Below are 24049 nucleotides of genomic sequence, written 5' to 3' on the forward strand. Positions count from 1 at the left end.
ACCCGTGCGGCGTGCCCAGTCTTCGGCATCGCGCTTGGTGCGGAAGGTTTTGGTGTTGGTCGGCCAGCCTGTTTTGCGTACCAGGGCCTTCCAGGTACCTGCTTCCGTTTTGACGATGGTGGCCATTTTTCCTGCTCCAAAGGCGCGCCGCTGTACCGGCACTGTACTGAATTTGTACCTTTGGACTATAGGACTGGTCTAGCTGCCTTTGCTGCGGATATGAAAAAGCCGCGCAGTGCGCGGCTTTTAAGGTGGTGGGCCCACACGGACTCGAACCGTGGACCAAAGGATTATGAGTCCTCTGCTCTAACCAACTGAGCTATAGGCCCCCAGAAGGAGCGGCGGATTATACCGATGCCGTTGTCAATGTGCCACGCGCAACGGGCGTCGTCCGTGAGGCTGGTGCAGAAAGCAAAACCCCCGGCGGGCCGGGGGTTCAGGTTCACTCGTCGAGGAAGGAGCGCAAGTGCTCGCTACGTGTTGGGTGGCGTAGCTTGCGCAGTGCCTTGGCCTCGATCTGGCGGATACGCTCGCGGGTGACGTCGAACTGCTTGCCGACTTCCTCGAGGGTGTGGTCGGTGTTCATGTCGATACCGAAGCGCATGCGCAGTACCTTGGCTTCGCGGGCAGTGAGGCCGGAAAGAACTTCGCGGGTGGCTTCCTTGAGACTCTCCACGGTCGCCACGTCGATCGGCGATTGCATGGCGGAGTCTTCGATGAAGTCGCCCAGATGCGAGTCTTCGTCGTCGCCGATCGGCGTTTCCATGGAGATCGGCTCTTTGGCGATCTTCAGGACCTTGCGGATCTTGTCCTCGGGCATTTCCATGCGCTCGCCCAGCTCTTCCGGGGTGGGCTCACGGCCCATTTCCTGCAGCATCTGGCGGGAGATGCGGTTGAGCTTGTTGATCGTCTCGATCATGTGCACCGGGATGCGGATGGTGCGCGCCTGGTCGGCGATCGAGCGAGTGATCGCCTGGCGAATCCACCAAGTGGCGTAGGTCGAGAACTTATAACCGCGACGGTATTCGAACTTGTCCACCGCCTTCATCAGGCCGATGTTGCCTTCCTGGATCAGGTCGAGGAACTGCAGGCCGCGGTTGGTGTACTTCTTGGCGATGGAGATGACCAGGCGCAGGTTGGCCTCGACCATTTCCTTCTTCGCGCGGCGGGCCTTGGCCTCGCCGATCGACATGCGACGGTTGATGTCCTTGATGTCGGCAATCGCCAGTTCGCATTCCTGTTCCAGCTCGATCAGCTTCTGCTGGCAGCGCTGGATGTCTTCCTTGCGGGCGCCGATCGCTTCGGCGTACTTGCTCTTGCCTGCGGCCAGTTCTTCGGCCCAGGCGAGATTGGTTTCGTTGCTCGGGAACTGGCGCAGGAAGTCGGCGCGCGGCATGCGTGCATCACGCACGCACAGCTGCATGACTGCACGCTCTTGAGCACGAATCTGGTTCAGCGCATCGCGAACGCGTTCGACCAGGGCGTCGTACTGCTTGGGCACGAGCTTGATCGGCATGAACAGGATGGCCAGCGCCTCGAGCTCGTCGATGGCTTGCTGGCTGGCACGTCCGTGCTTCTTCAGCGCTTTCTTGGCTTTTTCCAGCTGCTCGGCCACGGCGCCGAAGCGCGCGCGGGCGACTTCCGGGTCGGGGCCGCCGTCGCCTTCTTCCTCTTCGCTGTCAGACTCTTCTTCCTCGTCATCGTCCTTGTCGTCGGCAACCGGCTTGGCTGCGACCTGCGGAGCGACGGGTTCGACTTCCTGAGGTGCACCGGCGGCGCCGTCGTCGTCAGGATCGATGTAGCCGCTGAGGATGTCTGAAAGGCGACCGCCTTCGTTCGTCACGCGCTCGTAATCGGCGAGGATGCCGTCGACGGTGCCGGGGAAATGGGCGATGGCGCTCATCACCTCGCGAATGCCTTCCTCGATCCGCTTGGCGATTTCGATCTCGCCTTCGCGGGTCAGCAATTCAACGGTACCCATCTCGCGCATGTACATGCGCACTGGGTCGGTGGTGCGGCCGATATCGGTTTCCACTGCGGCAAGCGCAGCAGCAGCTTCTTCGGCGGCGGCTTCGTCGGTGTCGGCTTCGGCCAACAACAGAGCATCGGCATCCGGGGCAACCTCGAATACGTTGATGCCCATGTCGTTGATCATACGAATGATGTCTTCCACCTGTTCCGGATCGGAAATATCCTCCGGCAGGTGGTCGTTGACCTCTGCGTAAGTCAGGTAACCCTGCTCACGGCCACGCTGGATCAACTCTTTGAGGCGGGACTGCTGTTGCGCTTTTCCGGACATATAACCCTATCCACTGAAGGTTCTGGCGGGCTGAAAACAAGCTGAGCATTATAGCCGAGCTAAGGCCTCACGCGCCAGTTGAGGTCGTTGTTGCGGGTGTGCTGTCGCGACTCAGGAGGTGACGCAGCTGGTCTTTTTCCTCGGTGCTGAGCGCGCCCTGGCGGGCCTTGCGCAACAGCAGTTCGAGGCTGCGTTCGCGCTGTCTGGCGGCAAGGGTGTTAATGGTGTCGAAAAACTGTTGTTCAAGGTTATCGGCCGATATCAGCCATTCTTTCTCGGCAAGTGCACGTAAAAGTCGACCCTGTTCGGTGCCGTGCCAGCGAGCGATCAGTTGCAGGCTGCGCAGCCGCGGATTCTTCTGCAGTGTGCCGAGCAGAGCCACCAGCAGTTGGGCATAGGTGTCGTCTTCCGCAGCGAAGTGGCTGGCATCCTCGACCTTCTGTGCCAGTTCCGGGTGATGCAGTAGCGTGCGCAGGGTGGTCAGAGCCGGTGGCTCGACCGTGGTTGGTGTACGCGGTCCGCGTGGCTTGAAGTCTGGTCGCTGTCCCGGTTTTTTCCAGTCCTTTTTCCATTCCTTCGTCGGCTTCTTCGGCGCGAGGGAGGGCTGGTCGGAGTCCGGGGCAAAGTAGTTCTCGTGCTCGCCTGTGCTGGTGTCGTAATAGAGACTGTCGTCATAGGGCGTGGCGGTGGGATTTGCATCCGTCACCGGCGCCGCCATGGTTTGCAGCGCTTCGCCGGTCAGTCCAGTCAGCTCCGCCAGGCGCTGGCGCATGAGGATGCGCAGATTGGTGCCGGGTATTTTTTCGATAAGCGGCGCCGCCAGTGTGGCGAGGTGGGCCTTACCCTCGAGTGAGCGCGGGTCGGCTTCTTCGCTCAGCTGTTGGAAGAAGTAGTCTGCCAGCGGCTGGGCCTGTTGGTTGATTCGGGCGCGAAAGGCGTCGGTGCCTTCGGCGCGTACGAGGCTGTCCGGGTCCTCGCCTTCGGGCAGGAACAGGAAGCGTGCGCGACGGCCATCCTGCAGGCTCGGCAGGGTCGCCTCCAGGGCGCGCCACGCCGCCTTGCGTCCGGCAGAGTCGCCATCGAAGCAGAACAATACGCTGGGCACGAGGCGGAACAGGCGCTTGAGATGTTCCTCGCTGGTGGCGGTGCCAAGAGTCGCCACGGCGTTGCGCAGCCCCTGCTGGGCAAGCGCGATCACGTCCATGTAGCCCTCGACCACCATGATCTCGTCGAGGTTGCGATTGCTCTGCCGTGCCTCGAACAGGCCGTAGAGCTCCTGCCCCTTGTGAAAGACCGGGGTTTCCGGCGAGTTCAGATACTTGGGCTTGTCGTCGCCCAGGACTCGACCGCCGAAGGCGATCACCCGGCCGCGGCTGTCGCGGATGGGAAACATCACGCGGTCGCGAAAGCGGTCGTAGCGCTTGCCGTTATCGGCATTCTCGATCAGCAGGCCCGCGTCGATCATGGCTTTTTGCTGAAGCGCATCGCCGCCCAGGTGCTTGAGCAGATTGTCCCAGCCCGGCGGCGCGAAACCCAAACCGAAGTCGCGGGCGATCACACCAGACAGGCCGCGGCCCTTGAGGTACTCCACCGCCGCTTTGCGTGCAGGGTGGCTTTTCAGGGCCTGGCGATAGTAGTCGGATGCGGCGGCAAGAAGCGGGTAGAGCGGCGAATCGACCGGCTGACGTGGCTTGTGGCTGCGTCCGCTGTCCTCGTGCGGGACTTCCAGGCCGGCGCGGCGGGCCAGGTCCTCGACCGCCTGGGGGAAGTCCAGGTGATCGTGGTCCATGATGAAGCCCAGCGCGTTGCCGCCGGCGCCGCAGCCGAAGCAGTAGTAGAACTGCTTGTCCGGGCTGACGCTGAAGGACGGCGTCTTCTCGTTATGGAACGGGCAACGAGCGGTGTAGTTCTTGCCGGCTTTCTTCAGTTGGATGCGCGAGCCGATCACTTCGACGATGTCGGAGCGATTGAGCAGGTCATCGATGAAGGATTGCGGAATCAGGCCGGCCATAGCAGTCTCGGGGTGCGCTCGTGATGTTCGACCCGGAAATGACAAAAACTCCGATCATTCGCCGACTGGCGAAGCGGAGTCTTGTTCAATGCAAAGCCCGGCCTAGGCCGGGCTTTATGCTGCGTCAGCTGTACGGGATCAGTACAGGCGAACGCTGCGGCGCTGTTCGCGCTGCACTTTCTTGGCGTGACGCTTGACTGCGGCGGCAGCCTTGCGCTTGCGCTCTGCAGTCGGCTTCTCGTAGAACTCGCGCGAACGGACTTCGGCCAGCACGCCGGCTTTTTCGCAGGAGCGCTTGAAGCGACGCAGGGCTACGTCGAAGGGTTCATTCTCTTTAACTTTGACAGCGGGCATCCAGGACGTACCTTCACTTGATTACCGGTGGCAACGCGCTTCGGCAAATGACTCGCAAGCACGCTGGTTTTAAGGGTTGCGGATGTTAACCCCTGAACGCCGGGAATGCAAAGCCTGCGAGCGAAAAGCGCTGGTCGGTCGCAGGCCGTGGCGATTAATATGCACGGCTTCATTCGCCTCCGTGGAAGGTTGAACCCATGCTGGTGCTGGGGCTGGAAACATCCTGCGACGAGACCGGGGTCGCGCTATACGACAGTGAGCAGGGCCTGTTGGCCGATGCGTTGTTCAGCCAGATCGATCTGCACCGCGTCTACGGCGGCGTGGTACCGGAGCTGGCCTCGCGTGATCACGTCAAGCGCATGCTGCCATTGATCCGCCAGGTGCTTGCCGAGGCTGGCCGCGAGGCTGCGCAGATCGATGCGGTGGCCTATACCGCAGGGCCTGGGCTAGTCGGCGCGCTGCTGGTCGGCGCGTCCTGCGCGCAGGCGCTGGCGCTAGCCTGGGGCGTACCGGCCGTGGGCGTGCATCATATGGAAGGCCATCTACTGGCGCCAATGCTGGAGGAGCAGGCCCCGGCGTTTCCGTTCGTCGCGCTGTTGGTATCCGGCGGGCACACCCAGCTGGTACGCGTCGACGGCATCGGTCGCTACGAGCTGCTCGGTGAGTCGGTGGATGATGCCGCCGGTGAGGCCTTCGACAAGACGGCCAAGCTGATGGGGCTGCGCTATCCGGGTGGTCCTGAGATCGCCCGACTGGCGGAGCAGGGTGCGCCGGGGCGCTTTGTCTTTCCTCGGCCGATGACCGATCGCCCCGGGCTGGATTTCAGCTTCAGTGGGCTCAAGACCTTCACCCTCAATACCTGGCAGCAGTGTCGTAGCGCTGGCGACGAGTCCGAGCAGACTCGTTGTGACATCGCGCTGGCGTTCCAACAGGCGGTCGTCGAAACGCTGACGATCAAGTGCCGCCGCGCGCTGAAGCAGACCGGGCTGAAATCGCTGGTGATCGCCGGCGGGGTCAGTGCCAATCGTGCGTTGCGCCAGGCGCTGGAAAAGATGCTAGGCGAGCTGAACGGCCAGGTGTTCTACGCGCGCCCGCGTTTTTGTACCGACAACGGCGCAATGATCGCCTACGCCGGCTGCCAGCGGCTGCTGGCCGGGCAGCACGACGGCCCGGCGATCGGCGTGCAGGCGCGCTGGCCAATGGAGTTGCTGCCGGCGATCTGACGGAGGCGCTGGGCATGGCCGCCATCTATAGTCAGTCGAAAATCAGAAGTGGCGTTCCTGGCCGGCACGCAGCGCACGCAGGTTGCTGCGGTGGCGCCAGACGATCAGCACCGCCAGCAGGCTCATCGGCAGCAGCGCCCCGGGTTGCTGCCAGGCCAGCAGCGGCAGGCAGAGCGGCAGGGCGATCAATGCAGCGAGCGAGCTGGTGCGGGTGAGGCGGAATACGGTGAGCCAGGCGACGACGGCCAGCAGTGCGGCGGGCAGATACAGCCCTAGCAGAGCACCGGCAGCGGTGGCGACACCCTTGCCGCCGCGGAAACGGAAATACAGTGGATACAGATGACCGATCACAGCGGCGAGGCCGACCCAACCCTGCTGCTGCACGCTCAAGTCCAGGCGGGCGGCAAGCAGTACCGGCAGCAGTCCCTTGAGCAGATCGCCGAACAAGGTGGCGATGGCCAGGCGTCGACCAGCCAGGCGTAGCATGTTGGTCGCGCCGGGATTGCCTGAGCCGCTGGCACGCGGGTCCGGCAGACCGGTCAGGCGGCTGAGCAGAATGGCGAATGACAGCGAACCGATCAGGTAGGCGAGCAGTGTCAGCAGCCAGAACATGGAATACACCCGGGGCAGGAGGCTCCTGAGTCTAACGATGCGACCGGTGCTTGTCGTGTCGCGGGAGAATGCTACGTGGATACAGTTTTCATCGAGGGTCTGGAAGTCGACACCGTGATCGGTGCCTACGACTGGGAGCGCGGCATTCGCCAATGCCTGCGCCTGGACTTGACCCTGGGCTGGGACATCCGTCCGGCAGCCGCCGAGGATGAGCTGGACAAGGCGTTGGATTACGCCAAGGTCGCTGCGGCGATCGATCGGTTTGCTGCGGCGGCGCGTTTCGAGCTGGTCGAAACCTTCGCCGAGCGGCTGGCGGCGAGCCTGATGCAGGAATTCGGCATCGTCTGGCTGCGGTTGCGCGTGACCAAGCCCGGTGTCAACCCACGGGCACGGGCACTGGGCGTGGAGATCGAACGCGGATGCCGCTGACTCCGGTTCTGCTCGGGCTCGGCAGCAATGTCGAGCGCGAGAATCACCTGCGTGCCGGCCTCGATGCGCTGGCCGAATTGCTGACCGACATGCGCTGCTCGCCGGTATTCGAGAGCCTGGCGGTGGGCTACAAGGGCGACAATTTCTACAACCTGGTGGTGGCCGGACAAACCGCGCTGCCGCTCAACGAGCTGGATCGCCGGCTCAAATTTATCGAAGCCGACAACGGTCGCTATGCGCCGGAGCGCAAGGGCCTGCCGCTGGATATCGATGTGCTGCTCTACGACACGCTGGTCGGCGACTTCGACGGGCTGCGCCTGCCGCGCGCGGAGATCCTGAAGAACGCCTTCGTGCTCCGGCCCCTGGCGTTGCTGGTGCCCGAGCAGCGGCATCCCGCTGTCGGCCGCAGCTTCGCCGAGCTCTGGCGCGAGGCGCGGATCGACCAGCAGCTGTGGCCGGTGAGTTTCCACTGGCGAGGCGTCGAGCTGACGCCGCTGGAGCTGCTACAGGAGCCGCGATCAGGCATCCCGGCCTGATGCTGCGCACGCGGTCCGAGCACGGCTGAAGCGGGCGACGGCCTCCAGCCGCGTGCGCTTGAGTGCTTCGCCCAGCTCGGCGCCTTGATAGCCCTGTTCAATCAGCGGTTGCACGGTCACCGCGCGGACGGCTTGTGCCGCGCCACGCAGGTAGTCGGCCTGAGGAAAGGCTGCGCCGCGGCCGCGAGCGAGCAGGATGCAAGCCTGCAGGAACAGTTCGAAGCGCTCGGGGCGCCGCTGGATGTCGAAGTGCTGCAACAGCTCGAACAGCTCCGCAGGCGTCAGCTCGGCCGCGCGGCTGGCGTCGTCGTGGAAGCGGCCGACCAACACGGCCAGCTCCTGGCAGTCGCGCGGTGCCTTGCTGCGCGCATTCAGCGCCTCGATGGCCGTGTCGTCCAGCATGGCCAGCAGGCAGGCCCAGCGTACCGGCAGCGGCTGCTGGTCGAGCGCGCACTCGCGCAGGGTCCGCAGCAGCGGCTGCGCCGCGCTGGCCGAGCACGCGAGCTGCGCATTCAGTTCGGGAAACAGTTCGCCGAGCGCGCCGCAATCACGCAGCACCTCAATGAACACATCGGGACGCGGCTCCATCAATGCGCGGGAGATTTCCTTCCAGCTGCGCTCGGGGGTGAGTGCTTGCAGCTCGCCGGACGCGGCCAGATCGGCCATCAGCGCGTGGGTTTCCTCGGCGACGCGAAAACCTAGCGGCGCGTAGCGAGCAGCGAAGCGCGCCACCCGCAGCACGCGCAGCGGATCTTCAGCGAAGGCCGGGGAGACATGTCGCAGCAACCGCGCGTCAAGATCGCGCTGGCCGCCGTAAGGATCGTAGAGGCGGCCTTCGGCGTCCTCGGCCATCGCGTTGATGGTGAGGTCGCGGCGAATCAGGTCCTGCTCGAGCGTGACATCCGGGCTGGCATGGAAGACAAAGCCCCCGTAGCCGCGACCGTTTTTGCGCTCGGTACGCGCGAGCGCATATTCCTCGCCCGTGGTGGGATGCAGGAACACCGGGAAGTCGGCGCCGACCGGGCGGAAGCCTTGCGCCTGCATGGCTTCGGCGGTGGCGCCAACCACCACCCAGTCCACCTCGGTCACTTCGCGGCCCAACAGGCGATCGCGCACGGCGCCGCCTACCTTGTAGATCTGCATGTTCACCTCCGTTGGCGCGGAGGATAAAGGATTAACGCGCCCCCGCCATCTCGCGGGGACGACACGGGTGCCGCCGTCAGGCGAAATTCATTCCGGGGAAGCGGCTTTCGGCCTCCGGTTCGGGTTGCGGCGGCATGTGATGGGCGTTGACCACCTGTTCGCCCTGCATCGATTGCAGGTGCACGTCGAACCCCCACAAGCGGTGCAGGTGCTTGAGCACCTCGTCCGTGGACCTGCCCAGCGGCTTGCGGTCGTGCTGCTGATGGCGCAGCGTCAGCGAGCGGTCGCCGCGGCGGTCGACGCTCCAGACCTGCACGTTGGGCTCGCGGTTGCCGAGGTTGTACTGCGCGGCGAGCAGTTCGCGGATGACGTGGTAGCCACTCTCGTCGTGGATCGCCGGCACGAGCAGCTCGTCCTTGCGGTCGTCGTCGAGGATGCTGAACAGCTTGAGGTCGCGGATCACCTTGGGCGAGAGGAACTGCAGGATGAAACTCTCGTCCTTGAAGTTCTGCATGGCGAACTTCAGCGTGGTCAGCCAGTCGCTGCCGGCGATGTCGGGGAACCAGCGGCGGTCCTCCTCGGTGGGCTGTTCGCAGATGCGGCGGATGTCGCTGTAGATGGCGAAACCCAGGGTGTAGGGGTTGATGCCGCTGTAGTACGGGCTGTCGAAGCCGGGCTGGTAAATCACGCTGGTGTGAGCCTGGAGAAACTCCATCATGAATCCGTCGGTCACCAGGCCTTCGTCGTAGAGGTCGTTCATCAGCGTGTAGTGCCAGAACGTGGCCCAGCCCTCGTTCATCACCTGGGTCTGGCGCTGCGGATAGAAGTACTGCGCAATCTTGCGCACGATGCGCACCACTTCGCGCTGCCAGGGCTCGAGCAGCGGCGCGTGCTTCTCGATGAAGTAGAGGATGTTCTCCTGCGGTTCGGCCGGGAAGCGTTTGCCGTCGTCGGCTTCATCGCCCTTGCCAGCACTCTTGGGAATGGTGCGCCAGAGGTCGTTGATCTGCCGCTGCAGGTGCTCCTCGCGCTCCTTCTGTCGGCGCCGTTCCTCCTCGGCGGAAATCGGGTAGGGGCGTTTGTAGCGATCGACGCCGTAGTTCATCAGCGCATGGCAGGAGTCGAGCAGATCCTCCACCGCATCGATGCCGTGGCGCTCCTCGCACTGGGTGATGTACTGCTTGGCGAACACCAGGTAATCGATGATCGAGCTGGCGTCGGTCCAGGTGCGGAACAGGTAGTTGCCCTTGAAGAAGCTGTTGTGGCCGTAGCAGGCGTGGGCGATGACCAGCGCCTGCATGCAGATGGTGTTTTCTTCCATCAGGTAGGCGATGCAGGGATCGGAGTTGATCACGATCTCGTAGGCCAGCCCCATCTGTCCGCGCTTGTAGCCTTTCTCGGTGCTGAGAAAGTGCTTGCCGTAGGACCAGTGGTGATAGCCGATGGGCATGCCGACGGAGGCGTAAGCATCCATCATCTGCTCGGCGGTGATCACTTCGATCTGGTTCGGGTAGGTATCCAGCGCGTAGCGTTCGGCGAGGCGGCCGATCTCGCGGTCGTAGGCGCGGATCAGCTCGAAGGTCCATTCCGAGCCGGTGGAGATGGGCTGTCGCTTCATGGCATCCCCCTCAGGCGTTGATGCGCCGCTGGAACAGCTCGCGGAACACCGGATAGATATCGGCGGCGCTGACCAGCTGCTGCTGGGCGAAGGAGTCGGCGAAGGCTTCGGCGACCTGGTTGTACTCGTACCAGAGCGCCTGGTGCTCGCGCGGGGTGATTTCGACGTAGGTGAAATACTGCACGAACGGCATGATCTGGTTGATCAGGATGTCGCGGCACAACGGCGAGTCGTCGTTCCAGTTATCACCGTCCGAAGCCTGCGCGGCATAGATGTTCCACTCATTGGCCGGATAACGCTCGGCCATGATCTCTTGCATCATTTTCAACGCGCTGGAGACGATGGTGCCGCCGGTCTCGCGCGAGTAGAAGAACTCTTCCTCGTCGACTTCCTTGGCGCTGGTGTGGTGGCGGATGAACACCACATCGATCTTGTCGTAGTTCCGCTTGAGGAACAGGTACAGCAGGATGAAGAAGCGCTTGGCGATGTCCTTGGTCGCCTGGGTCATCGAGCCGGAGACGTCCATCACGCAGAACATCACCGCTTTCGAGCTGGGGTTCGGCTGCTTGACCAGCAGGTTGTACTTGAGGTCGAAGGTGTCGAGGAACGGCACCCGGTTGATCCGCGCGCTGAGGCGTTCGATCTCCTCTTCGGTGGCCTTGATGTCGTTGAAGTTGTCCGGTTCCTCCAGCAGCAGGCGCGTCAGCTCGGCTTTCATCTCGCGCAGCTTGGCGCGGCTACTGCCCGATAGCGCGATGCGCCGTGCATGGGCCGAACGCAGGGTGCGCACGATGTTGATGCGCGACGGATTGCCTTCGTTGCTGATGCCGGCGCGCACGGTTTTGAAGGTTTCGGTGCCGGCCAGGTGGCGCTTGACCAGGTTGGGCAGCTCCAGGTCCTCGAACATGAAATCGAGGAATTCCTCCTGGGTGATCTGGAAGACGAAGTCGTCCATGCCTTCGCCGGTGTTGCTGGCCTGACCGCTGCCGCCACCTCCACCGCCGCCCTGCGGCCGCGGGATGCGTTCGCCAGCGATGAATTCCTTGTTGCCCGGATGGACGATGGTCTGGCGGCCGCCGTGGCCGTGGTGCAGCACCGGTTCGTCGATGTCGCGACCCGGAATGCTGATCTGTTCGCCGTGTTCCATGTCGGTGATGGAACGCCGGCTGACGGCTTCCTCCACCGCCTTCTTGATATGCCCACGGTAGCGCTGCAGGAAGCGCTGGCGGTTTACCGTGCTCTTGTTCTTGCCGTTCAGACGACGGTCGATGACGTAGCTCATAAGGGCCCTCCGGCCAACTGCAGGCTTCTCAGGCTGCAGACCGCAAGCCTGCGCGGCCGGTCAGGTGCACCGTCCGCGCGGGCTGGCGAGCTGGGGCCGTGTTACTGCGATTTACGCACCCGCAGATACCATTCCGACAACAGGCGAACCTGCTTCTCGGTATAGCCACGCTCCACCATGCGCACCACGAAATCGTTGTGCTTTTTCTGGTCTTCCTTGCTGGCCTTGGCGTTGAAGCTGATGACCGGCAGCAGGTCCTCGGTGTTGGAGAACATCTTCTTCTCGATCACCACGCGCAGCTTCTCGTAGCTGAGCCAGGATGGATTCTTACCGTTGTTGTTGGCACGGGCGCGCAGCACGAAGTTGACGATCTCGTTGCGGAAATCCTTCGGGTTGCTGATGCCGGCCGGTTTCTCGATCTTCTCCAGCTCCTCGTTGAGTGCGCCGCGGTTGAGAATCTCGCCGGTTTCCGGGTCGCGGTATTCCTGATCCTGAATCCAGAAGTCGGCGTACAGCACGTAGCGATCGAAGATGTTCTGCCCGTACTCGCTGTACGACTCGAGGTAGGCGGTCTGGATCTCTTTGCCGATGAACTCGATGTAGCGCGGCGCCAGGTATTCCTTGATGTAGCGCAGGTAGCGCTCGCGCACCTCGGCGGGGAACTGCTCCTGCTCGATCTGCTGTTCGAGCACGTAGAGCAGGTGCACGGGGTTGGCCGCGATCTCGTGCGGGTCGAAGTTGAACACCTTGGAGAGGATCTTGAAGGCGAAGCGGGTCGACAGGCCGTTCATGCCCTCGTCGACGCCGGCAGCATCGCGGTATTCCTGGATCGACTTGGCCTTGGGATCGGTGTCCTTGAGGTTTTCGCCGTCGTAGACCCGCATCTTCGAGTAGATGTTGGAGTTTTCCGGCTCTTTCAGGCGGCTCAGTACGCTGAACTGCGCGAGCATCTTCAGGGTGTCCGGCGCGCAATGGGCCTGGGCCAGCGAGCTGTTGATCAGCAGCTTGTCGTAGATCTTCACCTCATCGGTCACGCGCAGGCAGTACGGCACCTTGACGATGTAGATGCGGTCGATGAAGGCTTCGTTGTTCTTGTTGTTGCGGAAGGTGTGCCATTCCGATTCGTTGGAGTGGGCCAGCAGGATGCCGTTGAACGGAATCGCGCCCAGCCCCTCGGTGCTGTTGTAGTTGCCTTCCTGGGTGGCCGTCAGCAGCGGGTGCAGCACCTTGATCGGCGCCTTGAACATTTCGACGAATTCCATCAGGCCCTGGTTGGCGCGGCACAGCGCCCCCGAATAGCTGTAGGCGTCGGCGTCGTTCTGCGGGAATTCCTCGAGCTTGCGGATATCCACCTTGCCGACCAGTGCGGAGATGTCCTGGTTGTTCTCGTCGCCCGGCTCGGTCTTGGCCACGGCGATCTGGTTGAGAATCGACGGGTACAGCTTGACCACGCGGAACTGGCTGATGTCGCCGCCGAATTCCTGCAGGCGCTTGGTCGCCCACGGCGACATGATGGAGTTCAGATAGCGCCGCGGGATGCCGTAATCCTCTTCGAGAATCTGCGCATCCTCAGTGGGGTTGAACAGCCCCAGCGGCGACTCGAACACCGGCGAACCCTTGATCGCGTAGAACGGTACGCGCTCCATTAACTGCTTGAGCTTCTCGGCCAGCGAGGACTTGCCGCCGCCCACCGGGCCAAGGAGGTAGAGAATCTGCTTCTTCTCTTCCAGGCCCTGCGCGGCGTGGCGGAAGTAGGAAACGATCTGGTCGATGCAGTCTTCCATGCCGTGGAAGTCCTCGAACGAGGGGTAACGGCGGATGACCTTGTTGGAGAAGATCCGCGACAGCCGCGGGTCGGTGGAGGTATCGACCAGCTCGGGCTCGCCGATGGCCATCAGCAGCCGCTCGGCGGCGGTGGCGTAGGTCCTCGGGTCCTGCTTGCACAGATCGAGGTATTCCTGCAGCGAGTATTCTTCCTGGCGGGTCGCTTCGAATCGTTGTTGGAAGTGACTGAAAATGCTCATGACTTCACCTCGGTCGATGCACGGAGCCGGCGTTGTCATCAGGCATCCTGGAGCCCGGCCGAAAGGGCGGCCAGTGGAGTTCCCCCGAACACCTAATGGTCGAAACCTGATTCTGGAAGCCGCGTACGGCTTTCATTTCTTGGATGGCCTGAACTCAAGGATAGTTCGGATTCGGCGCAGCGAAGGGCAAGGGCGGCATTTTCCGGGGCGTGGTGCCGCCGGGACGCTCGGAGGCCGCGACTGGCGCGGCGTGAAGGCTGGGATTTATTTAAGCGGGATCGTCATCGCGCTCGACGTCGAGCGGAAACGTGGCGCGCCAGAGTTCGAAACCACCGTCCAGGCTGTAGACGTCGGAGAATCCCTGGTTGGCCAGATAGGCTGCGGCGCTTTGGCTCGAATGGCCGTGGTAGCAGGTGACGATCAGCGGATGGTCGAAGTCGGCGGCGGCGATGAAGTCCGGCAGCGAATGATTGTCCAGATGTGTCGAGCCGCCGATATGGCCACTGGCGTAGCTGTGCGGGTCGCGGATATCGACCACCACGGCGCCGGCGGCGCGCATCTGCTGGGCGGTCTCGGGGGAAATGCGTTTGAAGTCGGTCATGCCGCGGTTCCATGGTCGCAATCGCAGCGCAGGAGTTCTTCGCTGTCGAGGTTCATCAGGGTCATGGCGTTGCCCCAGACGCAGCCGGTGTCCAAGGCGAATACGTTGGGTTCGTCGCAGTTGCCTTCCAGCGCCGCCCAGTGGCCGAAGATCAGCTTGACGTTGCGGGTCTTGCGCTGCGGGTGACTGAACCAGGGCGCGAAGCCTTTCGGTGCGCTGTCCAGGCCTTCTTTGCTTTCCAGCTCCAGCGTGCCGTCGGCTTTGCAGAAACGCATGCGGGTGAAGTAGTTGGTGATCAGGCGTAACCGCGGCACGCCGTGCAGGTCCTTGCTCCACTTGGCGGGCAGGTTGCCGTACATGCCGTCGAGAAACGGCCGCAGCATTGCGTCGTCCTGCAGCGCCAGCTCGACCTCGGCGGCACGCTTGAGCGCCTTTTCCAGCGTCCACTGCGGCGGAATGCCGGCGTGCACCATCGCGGTGTGGCGCTCGGCGTCGTAGTGCAGCAGCTTCTGTCGGCGCAGCCAGTCGATCAGATCGGCGCAGTCGGGGGCGTCGAGGATCGGTCTGAGCGTGTCGGATTTGCGCAGGCGCTCGATGTCATGCGCGATCGCCAGCAGATGCAGGTCATGATTGCCCAGCACGGTGATGGCCGAGCCGTCCAGATCACGCACGAAACGCAGGGCCTCGAGCGATTGCGGGCCGCGATTTACCAGATCGCCCGCCAGCCACAGGCAGTCGCGCGAGGGGCTGAAGTCGACCTGCTCGAGTAGGCATTTGAGGGGTTCGAGGCAACCTTGCAGGTCGCCGACAGCATAGGTGGTCAATGCAGTGCTCCGGGTACGGCGAGACGGAACGGCGCGATGGGTGCCGTGAAAGCGTGGCCATCCTCGGCGCGCATCTCGTAGCTGCCCTGCATGCTGCCGACCGGCGTCGCCAGCAGGGTGCCGCTGGTGTAGACGTGCCGCTCGCCGGGAGCAATCAACGGCTGCTCGCCGATGACGCCTGCACCGCGGACTTCCTGCACCTTGCCGTCGCCATCGGTGATGATCCAGTGCCGCGCCAGCAGCTGCGCCGCCACCTCGCCAGTGTTTTCGATCGTTACCGTGTAGGCAAAGGCATAGCGGTTTTGTTCCGGCTCGGACTGCGCGGACAGATAGCGGGGCGTGACGCTGACGTCGATGCGGTAGCGGCGGTCTTCGGTCATGGCGAACTCGACTCGGTAGGCGCGCTGCTAGCTGCGCAGCGCGAGTTGATCGGAGAGGCGGACGAATGCCGCGAGGTCGAGCTGTTCAGGGCGCAGGCCGCCGTCGACCTGCGCAGCCTCGATGGCCTCAGCGTCGAGCAAACCCTTGAGCGTATTACGCAGCGTCTTGCGGCGCTGGTTGAAGGCTTCGCGTACCACCCGCTCGAGCTGGCGGTGGTCGCGTGCTGGATGCGGCAGCGTCTCGTGCGGCACCAGGCGGACGATCGCCGAATCGACCTTGGGCGCCGGGTTGAACGCGCCCGGGCCGACGTTGAACAGATGCTCCACGCGACAGTGGTACTGCACCATGATCGACAGCCGGCCCCAGTCACCGCCGCCCGGTTCGGCGGCCAGGCGCTCGACCACTTCCTTCTGCAGCATGAAGTGCATGTCACGGATCAGCCCGGCGTGCTCGAGCAGATGAAAGATCAGCGGGGTGGAGATGTTGTAGGGCAGGTTGCCGACGATACGCAGGCTGGCCGGTTCCTGGCTCAGGCGGGCAAAGTCGAACTTCAGCGCATCGCCCTGATGCAGGGTGAAATTCTCGCGCCCGGCGAATTTGCTCTGCAGGATGGGAATCAGGTCGAGGTCCAGTTCGACCACGTCCAGGTGCGCGCCGCTGTCGAGCAGGCCTTCGGTGAGTGCGCCCTGGCCGGGGCCGATCTCCACCAGCCGTTCACCCGCCTTGGGATGGATGGCGCGCAGGATGCGATGGATGACGCCGGCATCGTGCAGGAAATTCTGGCCGAAGCGCTTGCGTGCGCGGTGTTGGTAGTCGGACATAACGGCAGCTCCAAGCCTCAAGCTGCAAGCGTCAAGCAGGAGCCGAGAGCGGTAAGGCAAAGGCGGGCAGTTTAACAGCGAAAGGCGGTGCCGCTGTAGGCGGTCCGCCCGCTCCCCACGGATTCAGGTGCGCCAGGCGGATGCATAAGTGACATCCGCCTGCGGCGCGCAAGCCTAGGCTCAGCTCGGGCTGGCCATCTGGTAGGCCGTTTCCAAGGCCACTTGCAGGCTGCCGGTATCAATCCGCCCGGTGCCGGCCAGGTCCAGTGCGGTGCCGTGGTCGACCGAGGTGCGCACGATCGGCAGGCCGAGGGTGACATTGACTGCGGCACCGAAGCCCTTGTACTTGAGCACCGGCAGGCCCTGGTCGTGATACATCGCCAGCACCGCGTCGCATTGATCGAGGTGCTTGGGGGTGAACAGCGTATCGGCCGGCAGCGGGCCGATCAGGTTCAGCCCTTCGCCGCGCAGGCGTTGCAGCGTCGGTTCGATGATCTCAATTTCCTCGCGGCCCAGGTGTCCGCCTTCGCCGGCATGCGGGTTGAGCCCGCAGACCAGAATACGCGGCCGGGTAATGCCGAACTTGCCGACCAGATCGGCATGCAGGATGCGTGCGACGCGCGTCAGCCGCTCGGCGGTGATCGCCGCGGCGACCTCCTTGAGCGGCAGGTGGGTAGTGACTAAAGCCACGCGCAGGCCGCGCGTGGCGAGCATCATGACGACCTGTTCGGTGTGGGTCAGCTCGGCGAGAAATTCGGTATGGCCGGAGAAGGCGATACCGGCCTCGTTGATGACGCCCTTGTGCACGGGGGCGGTGATCATCCCGGCGAAGTGGCCGTCGAGGCAGCCGCGCCCGGCGCGGGTCAGGGTTTCCAGCACATAGAGGCCATTCCGGGCGTCCAGCTGGCCGGCCGTCACCGGCGCGGCGAGTGGAGTATCCCAGACGTACAGACTGCCGGCCGGTGCCGGGGCGCTCGGCCAGGCGCCGGGGCCGGCATCGAGCAGAGCGATGTCCAGTCCCAATTGCCCCGCGCGTTCGGCCAGCAGGGTCCGGCTGGCGATGGCGATAAGCGCTTGTGGCTGGGCCTGACGTGCCAGCAGCAGACACAGGTCCGGACCGATGCCGGCAGGTTCTCCGGGGGTCAGGGCGAAAGGGCGCGAAAGGGGCATGGCAACCTCGAAAAAACAGGGGCGCAAAAAAAAGGGTGACGTACCGGTTGGTCCATCACCCTGAGTACTTCCGGTTATCAGCTTAGAGCTTGATTTCCACGTACGCTTCGTCGCGGATCTGGCGCAGCCAGGCCTGCAGCTCGTCGTCGTATTTGCGGTTGCGCAGCAGATTAAGGGCCTGCTGTTCGCGGAACTCTTCGCTGGTGTCGGTGGCGCGACGCCCGAGAACTTCCAGAATGTGGTAGCCGAAGGGCGACTGGAACACCGGAGACAGCTTGCCGCTGGCGGTGTTGGCCATCACTTCACGGAACTCTGGCACCAGCGCGGCGGGATCGATCCAGTTGAGGTCGCCGCCGTTGAGCGCCGAGCCCGGATCCTCCGAGAAACTCTTCGCCAGTTCGGCGAAGTCCTCGCCGGCGACGATGCGCTCGCGCAGACGTTGTACCAATAGGCGCGCCTCGTCGTTGCTGCGGATGGCGCTTGGCTTGATCAGGATGTGGCGAACATGCACCTCGTCGCGCACCTGGGTATCGCCGCCGCGTTTTTCCAGCAGCTTGAGGATGATGAAACCCGGCGGTGTGCGCACTGGACGGGTGAATTCGCCCACCGCCAGTTCACGCACGTCGCTATCGAACGGCGGTGGCAGCTGGGCGGCCTTGCGCCAGCCCATCTCGCCGCCTTCCAGGGCGTTTTCGCTGGCCGAGCGGGCGACCGCCAGCTGGGCAAAGTTAGCGCCTTGCTGGAGCTGCTCGTAGGTTTCGTTGGCGCGTCGTTCGGCCGCCTGAATGGTGGTCGAGTCGGCGCCCTCGGGCACCGCAATGAGGATGTTCGCCAGCCGGTACTCTTCGGACAACTGGAGCTTGCCCAGGTCCGAAGCGAGGAAGTTGCGTACCTCCTGGTCGGAAACCGGCACGCGCTCGGCGATCCGCCGTTGCCGCACGCGGCTGATGATCATCTCGCGACGGATCTGCTCGCGCGCCGTTTCCAGGCTCAGGCCGTCGTTGGCCAGGGCGCTGCGGAACTGCTCGAGGGTCATGTTGTTGCGCTGGGCGATGGTGCCCATCGCCTGGTTGAGCTCTTCGTCGGAGATACGGATGCCCGAGCGCTCGCCGATCTGCAGTTGCAGGTTCTCGGTGATCAGGCGCTCGAGCACCTGCTGGCGCAGGACGTCCATCGGCGGCGCATCGGCACCGCGCTTATCGATGGTCTGCTGAACCTCGCGAATGCGCTGTTCCAGCTGGCTCTGCATGATGACGTCGTTGTCGACGATAGCGACCACGCGATCCAGCGGCTGTACCTCGGCGCTTGCGAGAGGAATCAGTGCAGCGTTGCCCACCAGCAGGGCGCCCGCCACGAGCGGGCGCAGGTAATCAGAAAGCTTGGTCTTCACGTTCACGGTAGCCTTGAATGCCTTCGTCGAGGAATGTTTCGGTCGCATTGCCGACCACGCCACCCAGTCCCTTGAGCACGATCTGCAGGAAGATGCCGGTGTCCGGCTCGTCGTTGAGAGCGGGGTTGAGGCTGGTTTCGTCGTAGTCGATCCAGTAGCGGTTGATCAGCCGCAGCTTCCAGCAGCAACTGTCGTACTCGAAGCCACCAAAGGCTTCCAGTGTGCGGCTGCGGCTGTAGTCGTGCTGCCAGCGCCCGATGACGCTCCACTGCGGAACCACCGGCCAGATGAACGAGAAGTCATGCTGATTGATCTTGTAGTAGTCCTTGATGTAGTTCGCTTGGCCGGGGCGTCCATAGTCCCCGCCATAGGTCCATTCGCCGGTCGCCTGGTCGAAACGCATGGTGTCGTTACGGTAGCGATAGCCGATATTGATGATCTTGTTCGGGTTGTCCTCAGGCTGGTAGTGCCACATGGCACTGCCCGAGCGGGTACGCCCCTCGTCCGGATCCCAGTTGAACGTCGAAGTGAAGTTCCAGTCGCGGTTATAGCGGTACATGTACTCCAACGCGTATGGCGAAACCGAAGAGGTTGCGTTGGCGCGCGTGCGGTAATCAATGCCGCGCAGCTGGACCTTGCGATCTTCGAAGTAGAACGCCTGGCCGATGCTGAAGCGCTGCCGCTCGAAGCCGTTGGATTCGATCCAGCGGTTGGTCACGCCCAGCGATACCTGATTGGCGTCGCCGATGCGGTCGCGGCCGGAAAAGCGGTTCTCGCGCCACAGCGAGGAATAGCTGAAGCTGCTTTCGCCCGTGTCGAAGATCGGAATATCGGTCTGATCTTCTTCAGGCACATAAAGATAGAACAGCCGGGGCTCCATCGCCTGCCGGTAGTCCTTGCCGAACCATTGGGTATCGCGGTCGAAATACAGGCCGCTGTCGACGCTGAAGATCGGTACGCCGCGATTCTGGTTGCGATCGAATGATTCGTAGGCGCCCAGAGTGCGCTGCCCAGTGGCGTCGAGATCCAGATCGTACTGGGTGTAAGCGTATTTCAGGGATGGCTTGACGAAGCCCCAGCTCCAGTCCAGCGGCAGGCTCACGCCGGGCTCCAGATGGATACGCTCGCCTTCGGCGCGGGTCAGGCCGCGCAGGCGATCGTCGTACCAGCGGTGTTCTGCCAGACCGGTATTTCCATCCTCGTCAGTGAAGAAGCCATCACGCAGGTTGCGCTGAAAGCTGACGAACTCGGTCTTGTAGGCGAAATTCAGCCCGCCCGGCTGAAAGGGCAGGCGCCCGTCCAGGGTCAGCTGCGGCAACCGCTCGTACGGTGTGACGTCGGCAACCGTGGCGCGCTCGTAGCCGTGGACGTTGAGTCTTGCGGTGTAGCTGTCGCCGCGCCAAGTCAGGGTGCCGCGCTGATCGAGGTGATCCGGCTGGTCGATATCCAGGTTGGTATCCAGATCCTGGAAGTAGTACGGATCGCTGAGGTCGGTGTAGTCCACCTCGGCGAGCAGGCGAGAATCCAGGCCGCTGCGGTTCTGCCAGCTGTACATCCAGCGCTGGTCTTCGTACTCCGACTGCAGTTTGCGATCGTCGTTGCTGTCGTCCAGGTAGGCGGCGCCGATCTGGCCCTCACTGCTGCGGGTCAGGTAGCGGAATTCACCTTCCATCAGCAGGCCGCGATCGGTCATCAAATGCGGGTAGAGCGTGGCGTCGAAGTTCGGCGCCAGGTTGAAGTAGTAGGGCGTCTGCAGCGACAGGCCGGTGTCGCTGGAGGAGCCGATGCTCGGTGCGAGGAAGCCGGACTGGCGGCGGTCGTCGATCGGGAAATAGATGTACGGTGTGTAGAACACCGGAACGTCCTTGACCCGCAACGTCACGTTGGTGGCCGAGCCGAAGCCGGTGGCCGGGTTCAGCGTGACGTTGTTGCCCTTCAGGTGCCAGCTGTTTTCGCCTGGCTCGCAGCGGGTATAGGTGCCGTCCTTGAGGCGGATGATCGCGTTCTCTTCGCGCTTGGCGTACAGCGCGCTGCCGCGCACCTTGCCCGAGTGCACGACGTACTCGGCGTTCTCGACCTTGGCTTCACCGTTGTCGAGGAAGATTTCCGCGCGGTCGCCGACCATCAGGGCGTTGCGATCACGCAGGCGAACGTTGCCGTTCAGTTCGCCGCGGTTCTCCAGCTGATAGAGACTGGCTTCATCAGCTTCGGCCTGCATGCTGCCCTGGCGCAATACGACATCGCCGGCCAAGGTGGCGACTTCCTGTTCCTGCTCATAGCGGGTTGCCTTGGCGGAAACGTAGGTGGGCGCTTCGCTCATCGGCGTGTCGTCGAGCTTGCCCGGACGGTCGGGTTCGACGTAGGTGCCGGCGCAGTAGGGGCCGGTTTCGGCGAGCTGGGCGGCCGTCAGCTGATCGCGTGGCACCCAGTCCAGATGGCTGTAGTCGGCACTGCGCGAGGCCAGGGCACGGCCCTTGCTCTCAGTCACCAGCTTGGCGCTGGTGTCTGCTTTGCCATCGCTGGCAGCGAACGCCGCGGCGCTCTCGGTCGTGGCCTGATTCGGCCGGGGCGGCAGTTTGGCGGTCGGGGTGCTGCTGGCGCACGACCAGCCGCCGCCGGCGCCGGGTTGGCAGGCGAACTGCTCGGCAGCCAGCAGCATCGGAGCGGTCATCGGCTGCATCGCCAACAGGCCGCCAGTCATCAGAAGAGGGAATTTTCTACGAAACGCGGGATATTTGACTGCCATCTTGTTCTGGGGTCCGTGCTTGCGGCGAGCCATCGTCCGGCTGAGCCGCACGCCTCTCGATGGGCTGAGAAAGATGCCGGATAATAAAGCATGACCCGCCTATCGGCTAGCGCCGTGGAGACCGCCCGATGCCTCACCAAGATCACCGCCTGCAGGACGTTCGTGCCTGGCTGGAGCAAGAACTGCCTGCCCTGTTTGCCGCCAACGGCTGGGGTCACGTGCCGGTTGCGCAGCTGACCGCAGCCAGCAGCGACGCAAGCTTTCGCCGCTATTTCCGCTGGGAGGGCGATGACCGCAACCTGATCGTCATGGATGCGCCGCCGCCGCAGGAAGACTGCCGGCCCTTCGTCAAGATTGCCGGTCTGCTGGCGGCGGCCGGCGTGCATGTGCCGCAGGTGCTGGCGGCGGATCTCGAACGCGGCTTCCTGCTGTTGAGCGATCTCGGGCGGCAGACCTACCTGGACGTGATCGATGCGGACAACGCCGATCGACTGTTCGCCGACGCCATCGACGCACTGCTGACCTTTCAGCGACAGCCGCTGCAGGTGCCGATGCCGCTGTACGACGAGGCGCTGCTGCGGCGCGAGCTGCAGCTGTTCCCCGAGTGGTACGTGCAGCGTCATCTCGGTTGTACCTTCGAAGATGCGCAGCAGGACGCCTGGGAGCGCATCTGTCGCACGCTGATCGACTCGGCGCTGGCGCAGCCGCGGGTGCTGGTGCATCGCGATTACATGCCGCGCAACCTCATGCTCAGCGAGCCGAATCCGGGCGTGCTGGATTTCCAGGACGCGGTGCTCGGCCCGGTGAGCTACGACATCACCTCGCTGTTCAAGGATGCCTTCGTCAGCTGGCCGGAAGCGCGCGTGCAGGGATGGCTGCGGGACTACTGGCAGAAGGCGCGCGACGCCGGAATCGCGGTGCCCGACAGCTTCGAGGAACTGCAGCGCGCCAGCGATCTGATGGGCGTGCAGCGGCACCTCAAGGTGATCGGCATTTTCGCGCGCATCTGTCATCGCGACGGCAAGCCGCGCTACCTGGCCGATGTGCCGCGCTTCTTCGCCTACATCGAGACGGTGCTGGCGCGGCGCCCGGAGCTGGCCGAGCTGGCCACGCTGCTGCGCAGCCTGCCAGCGGAGCCGCGTCCATGAAGGCGATGATCCTCGCCGCCGGCAAGGGCGAGCGCCTGCGGCCGCTGACACTGCATACGCCCAAACCGCTGGTGCGGGCCGCCGGTGTGCCGTTGATCGAATACCACGTGCGGGCGTTGGCGCAGGCGGGATTCGCCGAGCTGGTGGTCAATCATGCCTGGCTCGGCCGGCAGATCGAGGATTACCTGGCCGATGGCGCGCGTTTCGGTGTGCGTATTCGCTATTCCGCCGAAGGCGAGCCGCTGGAGACGGGCGGCGGCATCCAGCGTGCGCTGCCGTTGCTCGGCGAGCAGCCGTTCGTGGTGGTCAATGGCGATATCTGGACCGACTTCGATTTCACTGCGCTGCGCCAGCCGCTGAGCGGTCTTGCGCATCTGGTGCTGGTGGACAATCCCGCGCATCACCCGCAGGGCGATTTCTGTTTGCTCGATGGTCGGGTGAGCGAGGCCGGCGCCGCCTCGAAGCTGACCTACAGCGGCATGGCCGTGCTGCATCCAGCACTGTTTCGCGAATGCGCGGCCGGCGCCTTCAAGCTGGCGCCGCTGCTGCGCCAGGCGATGGCGAGCGGGCAGGTGACGGGCGAGCATTACCGCGGGCGTTGGGTGGATGTCGGCACCCATGAGCGGCTGGCCGAAGTCGAGCAGCTGCTCGGGGCGCGCTGCTGATGTTCTGGCCGCTTACCGCGCTCGGAGCGCTGATCGGCTGGCTGCTGGCGAGCATTCCCGGCGCGCTGCTCGGCGGATTGCTCGGGCAGATGCTGGATCGCCGCTTCGGCTGGACGTCGTGGGCGGGCCTGCGCGAACGGCTGGCGGGTCGCGAGGAGATGCGCGGCAACGAACTGCTGTTCTTTCTGCTCGGGCGCCTTGCCAAGAGCGGCGGCCGCGTCAGCGAGGCGCACATCCAGGCGGCACGGGCGGAGATGCGCCGCCTGCGTCTGGACGGTGCGGCCCAGCGCGCGGCGATCGAGGCGTTCTATCGCGGCAAGGCAAGCGACGTGGCCTTGCGTGCGCCGCTCGCCCGGCTGCGCCAGCGCCGCGAGGAGGCGACGCGCTTGCTGGAAGCCTGCTGGCGCATGGCGCGGGCCAACGGGCAGATGGGCACGCGCGAGCACGAGCTGATCCTGCTCTGGGGCAAGTGGATGGGCTGGGACGGCGCCGCCGTGGCGGCGCTTGATCAGGCCGCGGCACGCGGCCAGGAGGCGCCGGCCAGTCGCGGCGGCGCCTACGAGCAGGCGTTGCGTCTGCTCGGTGTGCGCCACGATGCCGACCCGGCGACGATCAAGCGAGCCTATCGACGTCTGCTCAGCAAGCACCACCCGGACAAACAGGCCGGCGCCGGCGCCAGTCAGGCCGCTGTGCGTGAGGCCACCGAGCGCACGCGCGAGTTGCATAGCGCCTACACGCTGATCCGCGAGCGCCGCGGCTTTCGCTGAGCGCC

21 protein-coding genes, 1 tRNA gene and 1 pseudogene are annotated in these 24049 nt (G+C 64.0%); 6 read left to right on the forward strand and 17 right to left on the reverse strand.

Annotated features, from left to right (window positions below; all coding sequences use genetic code 11):
- Positions 1 to 3 precede the first annotated feature (3 nt).
- The 5 genes and pseudogenes from AC0ZJQ_RS02460 to rpsU form a co-directional block, all read right to left on the reverse strand.
- Positions 4 to 126 (reverse strand): annotated as a pseudogene (locus AC0ZJQ_RS02460) (site-specific integrase); the annotation flags it as partial.
- Positions 127 to 252: 126 nt separating this feature from the next.
- Positions 253 to 329: transfer RNA gene (locus AC0ZJQ_RS02465), tRNA-Ile, on the reverse strand.
- Between the two features lie 113 nt (positions 330 to 442).
- Complete coding sequence (gene rpoD, locus AC0ZJQ_RS02470; protein ID WP_155551107.1) at positions 443 to 2299, reverse strand: RNA polymerase sigma factor RpoD; 1857 nt, start codon at positions 2297 to 2299, stop codon at positions 443 to 445.
- Positions 2300 to 2366: 67 nt separating this feature from the next.
- Positions 2367 to 4310: a DNA primase gene (dnaG, locus tag AC0ZJQ_RS02475; RefSeq protein ID WP_476477302.1), complete on the reverse strand. Its 1944-nt coding sequence runs from the start codon at positions 4308 to 4310 to the stop codon at positions 2367 to 2369.
- Positions 4311 to 4448: 138 nt separating this feature from the next.
- The gene (rpsU, locus tag AC0ZJQ_RS02480) at positions 4449 to 4664 is read right to left on the reverse strand and encodes a 30S ribosomal protein S21 (RefSeq protein ID WP_003290642.1); all 216 of its coding nucleotides are present in this window, start codon (positions 4662 to 4664) and stop codon (positions 4449 to 4451) included.
- Between the two features lie 197 nt (positions 4665 to 4861).
- On the opposite strand from rpsU, the gene tsaD reads away from it, so the two are divergent.
- Positions 4862 to 5887, forward strand: a complete 1026-nt coding sequence (gene tsaD / locus AC0ZJQ_RS02485) for a tRNA (adenosine(37)-N6)-threonylcarbamoyltransferase complex transferase subunit TsaD (RefSeq protein ID WP_237265123.1) — start codon at positions 4862 to 4864, stop codon at positions 5885 to 5887.
- A 42-nt stretch (positions 5888 to 5929) separates the two neighbouring features.
- Here the strand turns inward: tsaD and plsY are convergent, their stop codons facing one another.
- A complete protein-coding gene (gene plsY / locus AC0ZJQ_RS02490; protein WP_155551104.1) occupies positions 5930 to 6499 on the reverse strand; it encodes a glycerol-3-phosphate 1-O-acyltransferase PlsY in 570 nt (189 codons plus the stop codon).
- A 75-nt stretch (positions 6500 to 6574) separates the two neighbouring features.
- On the opposite strand from plsY, the gene folB reads away from it, so the two are divergent.
- Together folB and folK are read left to right on the forward strand one after the other, a co-directional pair.
- Positions 6575 to 6928 carry a dihydroneopterin aldolase gene (gene folB, locus AC0ZJQ_RS02495; protein ID WP_458989200.1) on the forward strand — a complete coding sequence of 118 codons (354 nt, stop codon included), beginning with the start codon at positions 6575 to 6577 and terminating at the stop codon, positions 6926 to 6928.
- Positions 6919 to 7464 (forward strand): 2-amino-4-hydroxy-6-hydroxymethyldihydropteridine diphosphokinase, encoded by a 546-nt coding sequence (folK, locus tag AC0ZJQ_RS02500; RefSeq protein ID WP_008568276.1) that lies wholly within the window; start codon positions 6919 to 6921, stop codon positions 7462 to 7464. Before folB ends, folK begins: the two co-directional genes overlap by 10 nt.
- Here the strand turns inward: folK and AC0ZJQ_RS02505 are convergent.
- From AC0ZJQ_RS02505 to AC0ZJQ_RS02555, 11 genes are all read right to left on the reverse strand, one after another.
- Positions 7447 to 8607, reverse strand: coding sequence for a multifunctional CCA addition/repair protein (locus AC0ZJQ_RS02505; protein ID WP_476477303.1), 1161 nt, complete (start codon positions 8605 to 8607; stop codon positions 7447 to 7449). The two genes, folK and AC0ZJQ_RS02505, sit on opposite strands and share 18 nt — an antisense overlap.
- A gap of 76 nt (positions 8608 to 8683) precedes the next feature.
- The gene (locus AC0ZJQ_RS02510) at positions 8684 to 10225 is read right to left on the reverse strand and encodes a SpoVR family protein (RefSeq protein ID WP_102828984.1); all 1542 of its coding nucleotides are present in this window, start codon (positions 10223 to 10225) and stop codon (positions 8684 to 8686) included.
- Between the two features lie 10 nt (positions 10226 to 10235).
- On the reverse strand, positions 10236 to 11507 hold the full coding sequence (locus AC0ZJQ_RS02515; protein WP_102828983.1) for a YeaH/YhbH family protein: 1272 nt from the start codon (positions 11505 to 11507) through the stop codon (positions 10236 to 10238).
- A gap of 101 nt (positions 11508 to 11608) precedes the next feature.
- Positions 11609 to 13531, reverse strand: coding sequence for a PrkA family serine protein kinase (locus AC0ZJQ_RS02520; protein WP_008568271.1), 1923 nt, complete (start codon positions 13529 to 13531; stop codon positions 11609 to 11611).
- A 268-nt stretch (positions 13532 to 13799) separates the two neighbouring features.
- Entirely contained in the window at positions 13800 to 14132 is a 333-nt protein-coding gene (gene glpE / locus AC0ZJQ_RS02525; protein ID WP_102828982.1) for a thiosulfate sulfurtransferase GlpE, read from the reverse strand.
- Positions 14129 to 14956 (reverse strand): symmetrical bis(5'-nucleosyl)-tetraphosphatase, encoded by an 828-nt coding sequence (locus AC0ZJQ_RS02530; RefSeq protein ID WP_008568269.1) that lies wholly within the window; start codon positions 14954 to 14956, stop codon positions 14129 to 14131. Before AC0ZJQ_RS02530 ends, glpE begins: the two co-directional genes overlap by 4 nt.
- Complete coding sequence (apaG, locus tag AC0ZJQ_RS02535; protein WP_138300963.1) at positions 14953 to 15336, reverse strand: Co2+/Mg2+ efflux protein ApaG; 384 nt, start codon at positions 15334 to 15336, stop codon at positions 14953 to 14955. The genes AC0ZJQ_RS02530 and apaG overlap by 4 nt, the downstream gene beginning before the upstream one ends.
- A 27-nt stretch (positions 15337 to 15363) precedes the next feature.
- Positions 15364 to 16158, reverse strand: a complete 795-nt coding sequence (gene rsmA / locus AC0ZJQ_RS02540) for a 16S rRNA (adenine(1518)-N(6)/adenine(1519)-N(6))-dimethyltransferase RsmA (RefSeq protein WP_102828980.1) — start codon at positions 16156 to 16158, stop codon at positions 15364 to 15366.
- A 180-nt stretch (positions 16159 to 16338) separates the two neighbouring features.
- Positions 16339 to 17328: a 4-hydroxythreonine-4-phosphate dehydrogenase PdxA gene (gene pdxA, locus AC0ZJQ_RS02545; protein WP_155551101.1), complete on the reverse strand. Its 990-nt coding sequence runs from the start codon at positions 17326 to 17328 to the stop codon at positions 16339 to 16341.
- A gap of 82 nt (positions 17329 to 17410) precedes the next feature.
- Positions 17411 to 18718 (reverse strand): peptidylprolyl isomerase, encoded by a 1308-nt coding sequence (locus AC0ZJQ_RS02550; protein WP_476477304.1) that lies wholly within the window; start codon positions 18716 to 18718, stop codon positions 17411 to 17413.
- Positions 18699 to 21464, reverse strand: coding sequence for an LPS-assembly protein LptD (locus tag AC0ZJQ_RS02555; RefSeq protein ID WP_155551099.1), 2766 nt, complete (start codon positions 21462 to 21464; stop codon positions 18699 to 18701). Before AC0ZJQ_RS02555 ends, AC0ZJQ_RS02550 begins: the two co-directional genes overlap by 20 nt.
- Positions 21465 to 21592: 128 nt before the next feature.
- Between AC0ZJQ_RS02555 and AC0ZJQ_RS02560 the strand changes: the two genes are divergently transcribed.
- From AC0ZJQ_RS02560 to AC0ZJQ_RS02570, 3 genes are read left to right on the forward strand one after another with little or no spacing between them, the layout of a single operon-like run.
- The gene (locus tag AC0ZJQ_RS02560; RefSeq protein WP_237265118.1) at positions 21593 to 22612 is read left to right on the forward strand and encodes a phosphotransferase; all 1020 of its coding nucleotides are present in this window, start codon (positions 21593 to 21595) and stop codon (positions 22610 to 22612) included.
- Positions 22609 to 23277: an N-acetylmuramate alpha-1-phosphate uridylyltransferase MurU gene (murU, locus tag AC0ZJQ_RS02565; RefSeq protein ID WP_155551097.1), complete on the forward strand. Its 669-nt coding sequence runs from the start codon at positions 22609 to 22611 to the stop codon at positions 23275 to 23277. The genes AC0ZJQ_RS02560 and murU overlap by 4 nt, the downstream gene beginning before the upstream one ends.
- A complete protein-coding gene (locus AC0ZJQ_RS02570) occupies positions 23277 to 24044 on the forward strand; it encodes a DnaJ domain-containing protein (RefSeq protein ID WP_237265117.1) in 768 nt (255 codons plus the stop codon). The genes murU and AC0ZJQ_RS02570 overlap by 1 nt, the downstream gene beginning before the upstream one ends.
- Positions 24045 to 24049: the final 5 nt, after the last annotated feature.

The organism is Stutzerimonas sp. 21-1 (assembly GCF_056336065.1).

Coding starts and splice junctions, on each gene's coding strand:
- murU (WP_155551097.1), top strand. CDS start 22,609: ATGAAGGCGATGATCCTCGCCGCCGGCAAGGGCGAGCGCCTGCGGCCG.
- AC0ZJQ_RS02570 (WP_237265117.1), top strand. CDS start 23,277: ATGTTCTGGCCGCTTACCGCGCTCGGAGCGCTGATCGGCTGGCTGCTG.
- AC0ZJQ_RS02510 (WP_102828984.1), bottom strand. CDS start 10,225: ATGAAGCGACAGCCCATCTCCACCGGCTCGGAATGGACCTTCGAGCTG.
- apaG (WP_138300963.1), bottom strand. CDS start 15,336: ATGACCGAAGACCGCCGCTACCGCATCGACGTCAGCGTCACGCCCCGC.
- tsaD (WP_237265123.1), top strand. CDS start 4,862: ATGCTGGTGCTGGGGCTGGAAACATCCTGCGACGAGACCGGGGTCGCG.
- rsmA (WP_102828980.1), bottom strand. CDS start 16,158: ATGTCCGACTACCAACACCGCGCACGCAAGCGCTTCGGCCAGAATTTC.
- rpsU (WP_003290642.1), bottom strand. CDS start 4,664: ATGCCCGCTGTCAAAGTTAAAGAGAATGAACCCTTCGACGTAGCCCTG.
- rpoD (WP_155551107.1), bottom strand. CDS start 2,299: ATGTCCGGAAAAGCGCAACAGCAGTCCCGCCTCAAAGAGTTGATCCAG.
- AC0ZJQ_RS02515 (WP_102828983.1), bottom strand. CDS start 11,507: ATGAGCTACGTCATCGACCGTCGTCTGAACGGCAAGAACAAGAGCACG.
- AC0ZJQ_RS02555 (WP_155551099.1), bottom strand. CDS start 21,464: ATGGCAGTCAAATATCCCGCGTTTCGTAGAAAATTCCCTCTTCTGATG.
- AC0ZJQ_RS02505 (WP_476477303.1), bottom strand. CDS start 8,607: ATGCAGATCTACAAGGTAGGCGGCGCCGTGCGCGATCGCCTGTTGGGC.
- plsY (WP_155551104.1), bottom strand. CDS start 6,499: ATGTTCTGGCTGCTGACACTGCTCGCCTACCTGATCGGTTCGCTGTCA.
- AC0ZJQ_RS02560 (WP_237265118.1), top strand. CDS start 21,593: ATGCCTCACCAAGATCACCGCCTGCAGGACGTTCGTGCCTGGCTGGAG.
- dnaG (WP_476477302.1), bottom strand. CDS start 4,310: ATGGCCGGCCTGATTCCGCAATCCTTCATCGATGACCTGCTCAATCGC.
- folK (WP_008568276.1), top strand. CDS start 6,919: ATGCCGCTGACTCCGGTTCTGCTCGGGCTCGGCAGCAATGTCGAGCGC.
- glpE (WP_102828982.1), bottom strand. CDS start 14,132: ATGACCGACTTCAAACGCATTTCCCCCGAGACCGCCCAGCAGATGCGC.
- pdxA (WP_155551101.1), bottom strand. CDS start 17,328: ATGCCCCTTTCGCGCCCTTTCGCCCTGACCCCCGGAGAACCTGCCGGC.
- AC0ZJQ_RS02520 (WP_008568271.1), bottom strand. CDS start 13,531: ATGAGCATTTTCAGTCACTTCCAACAACGATTCGAAGCGACCCGCCAG.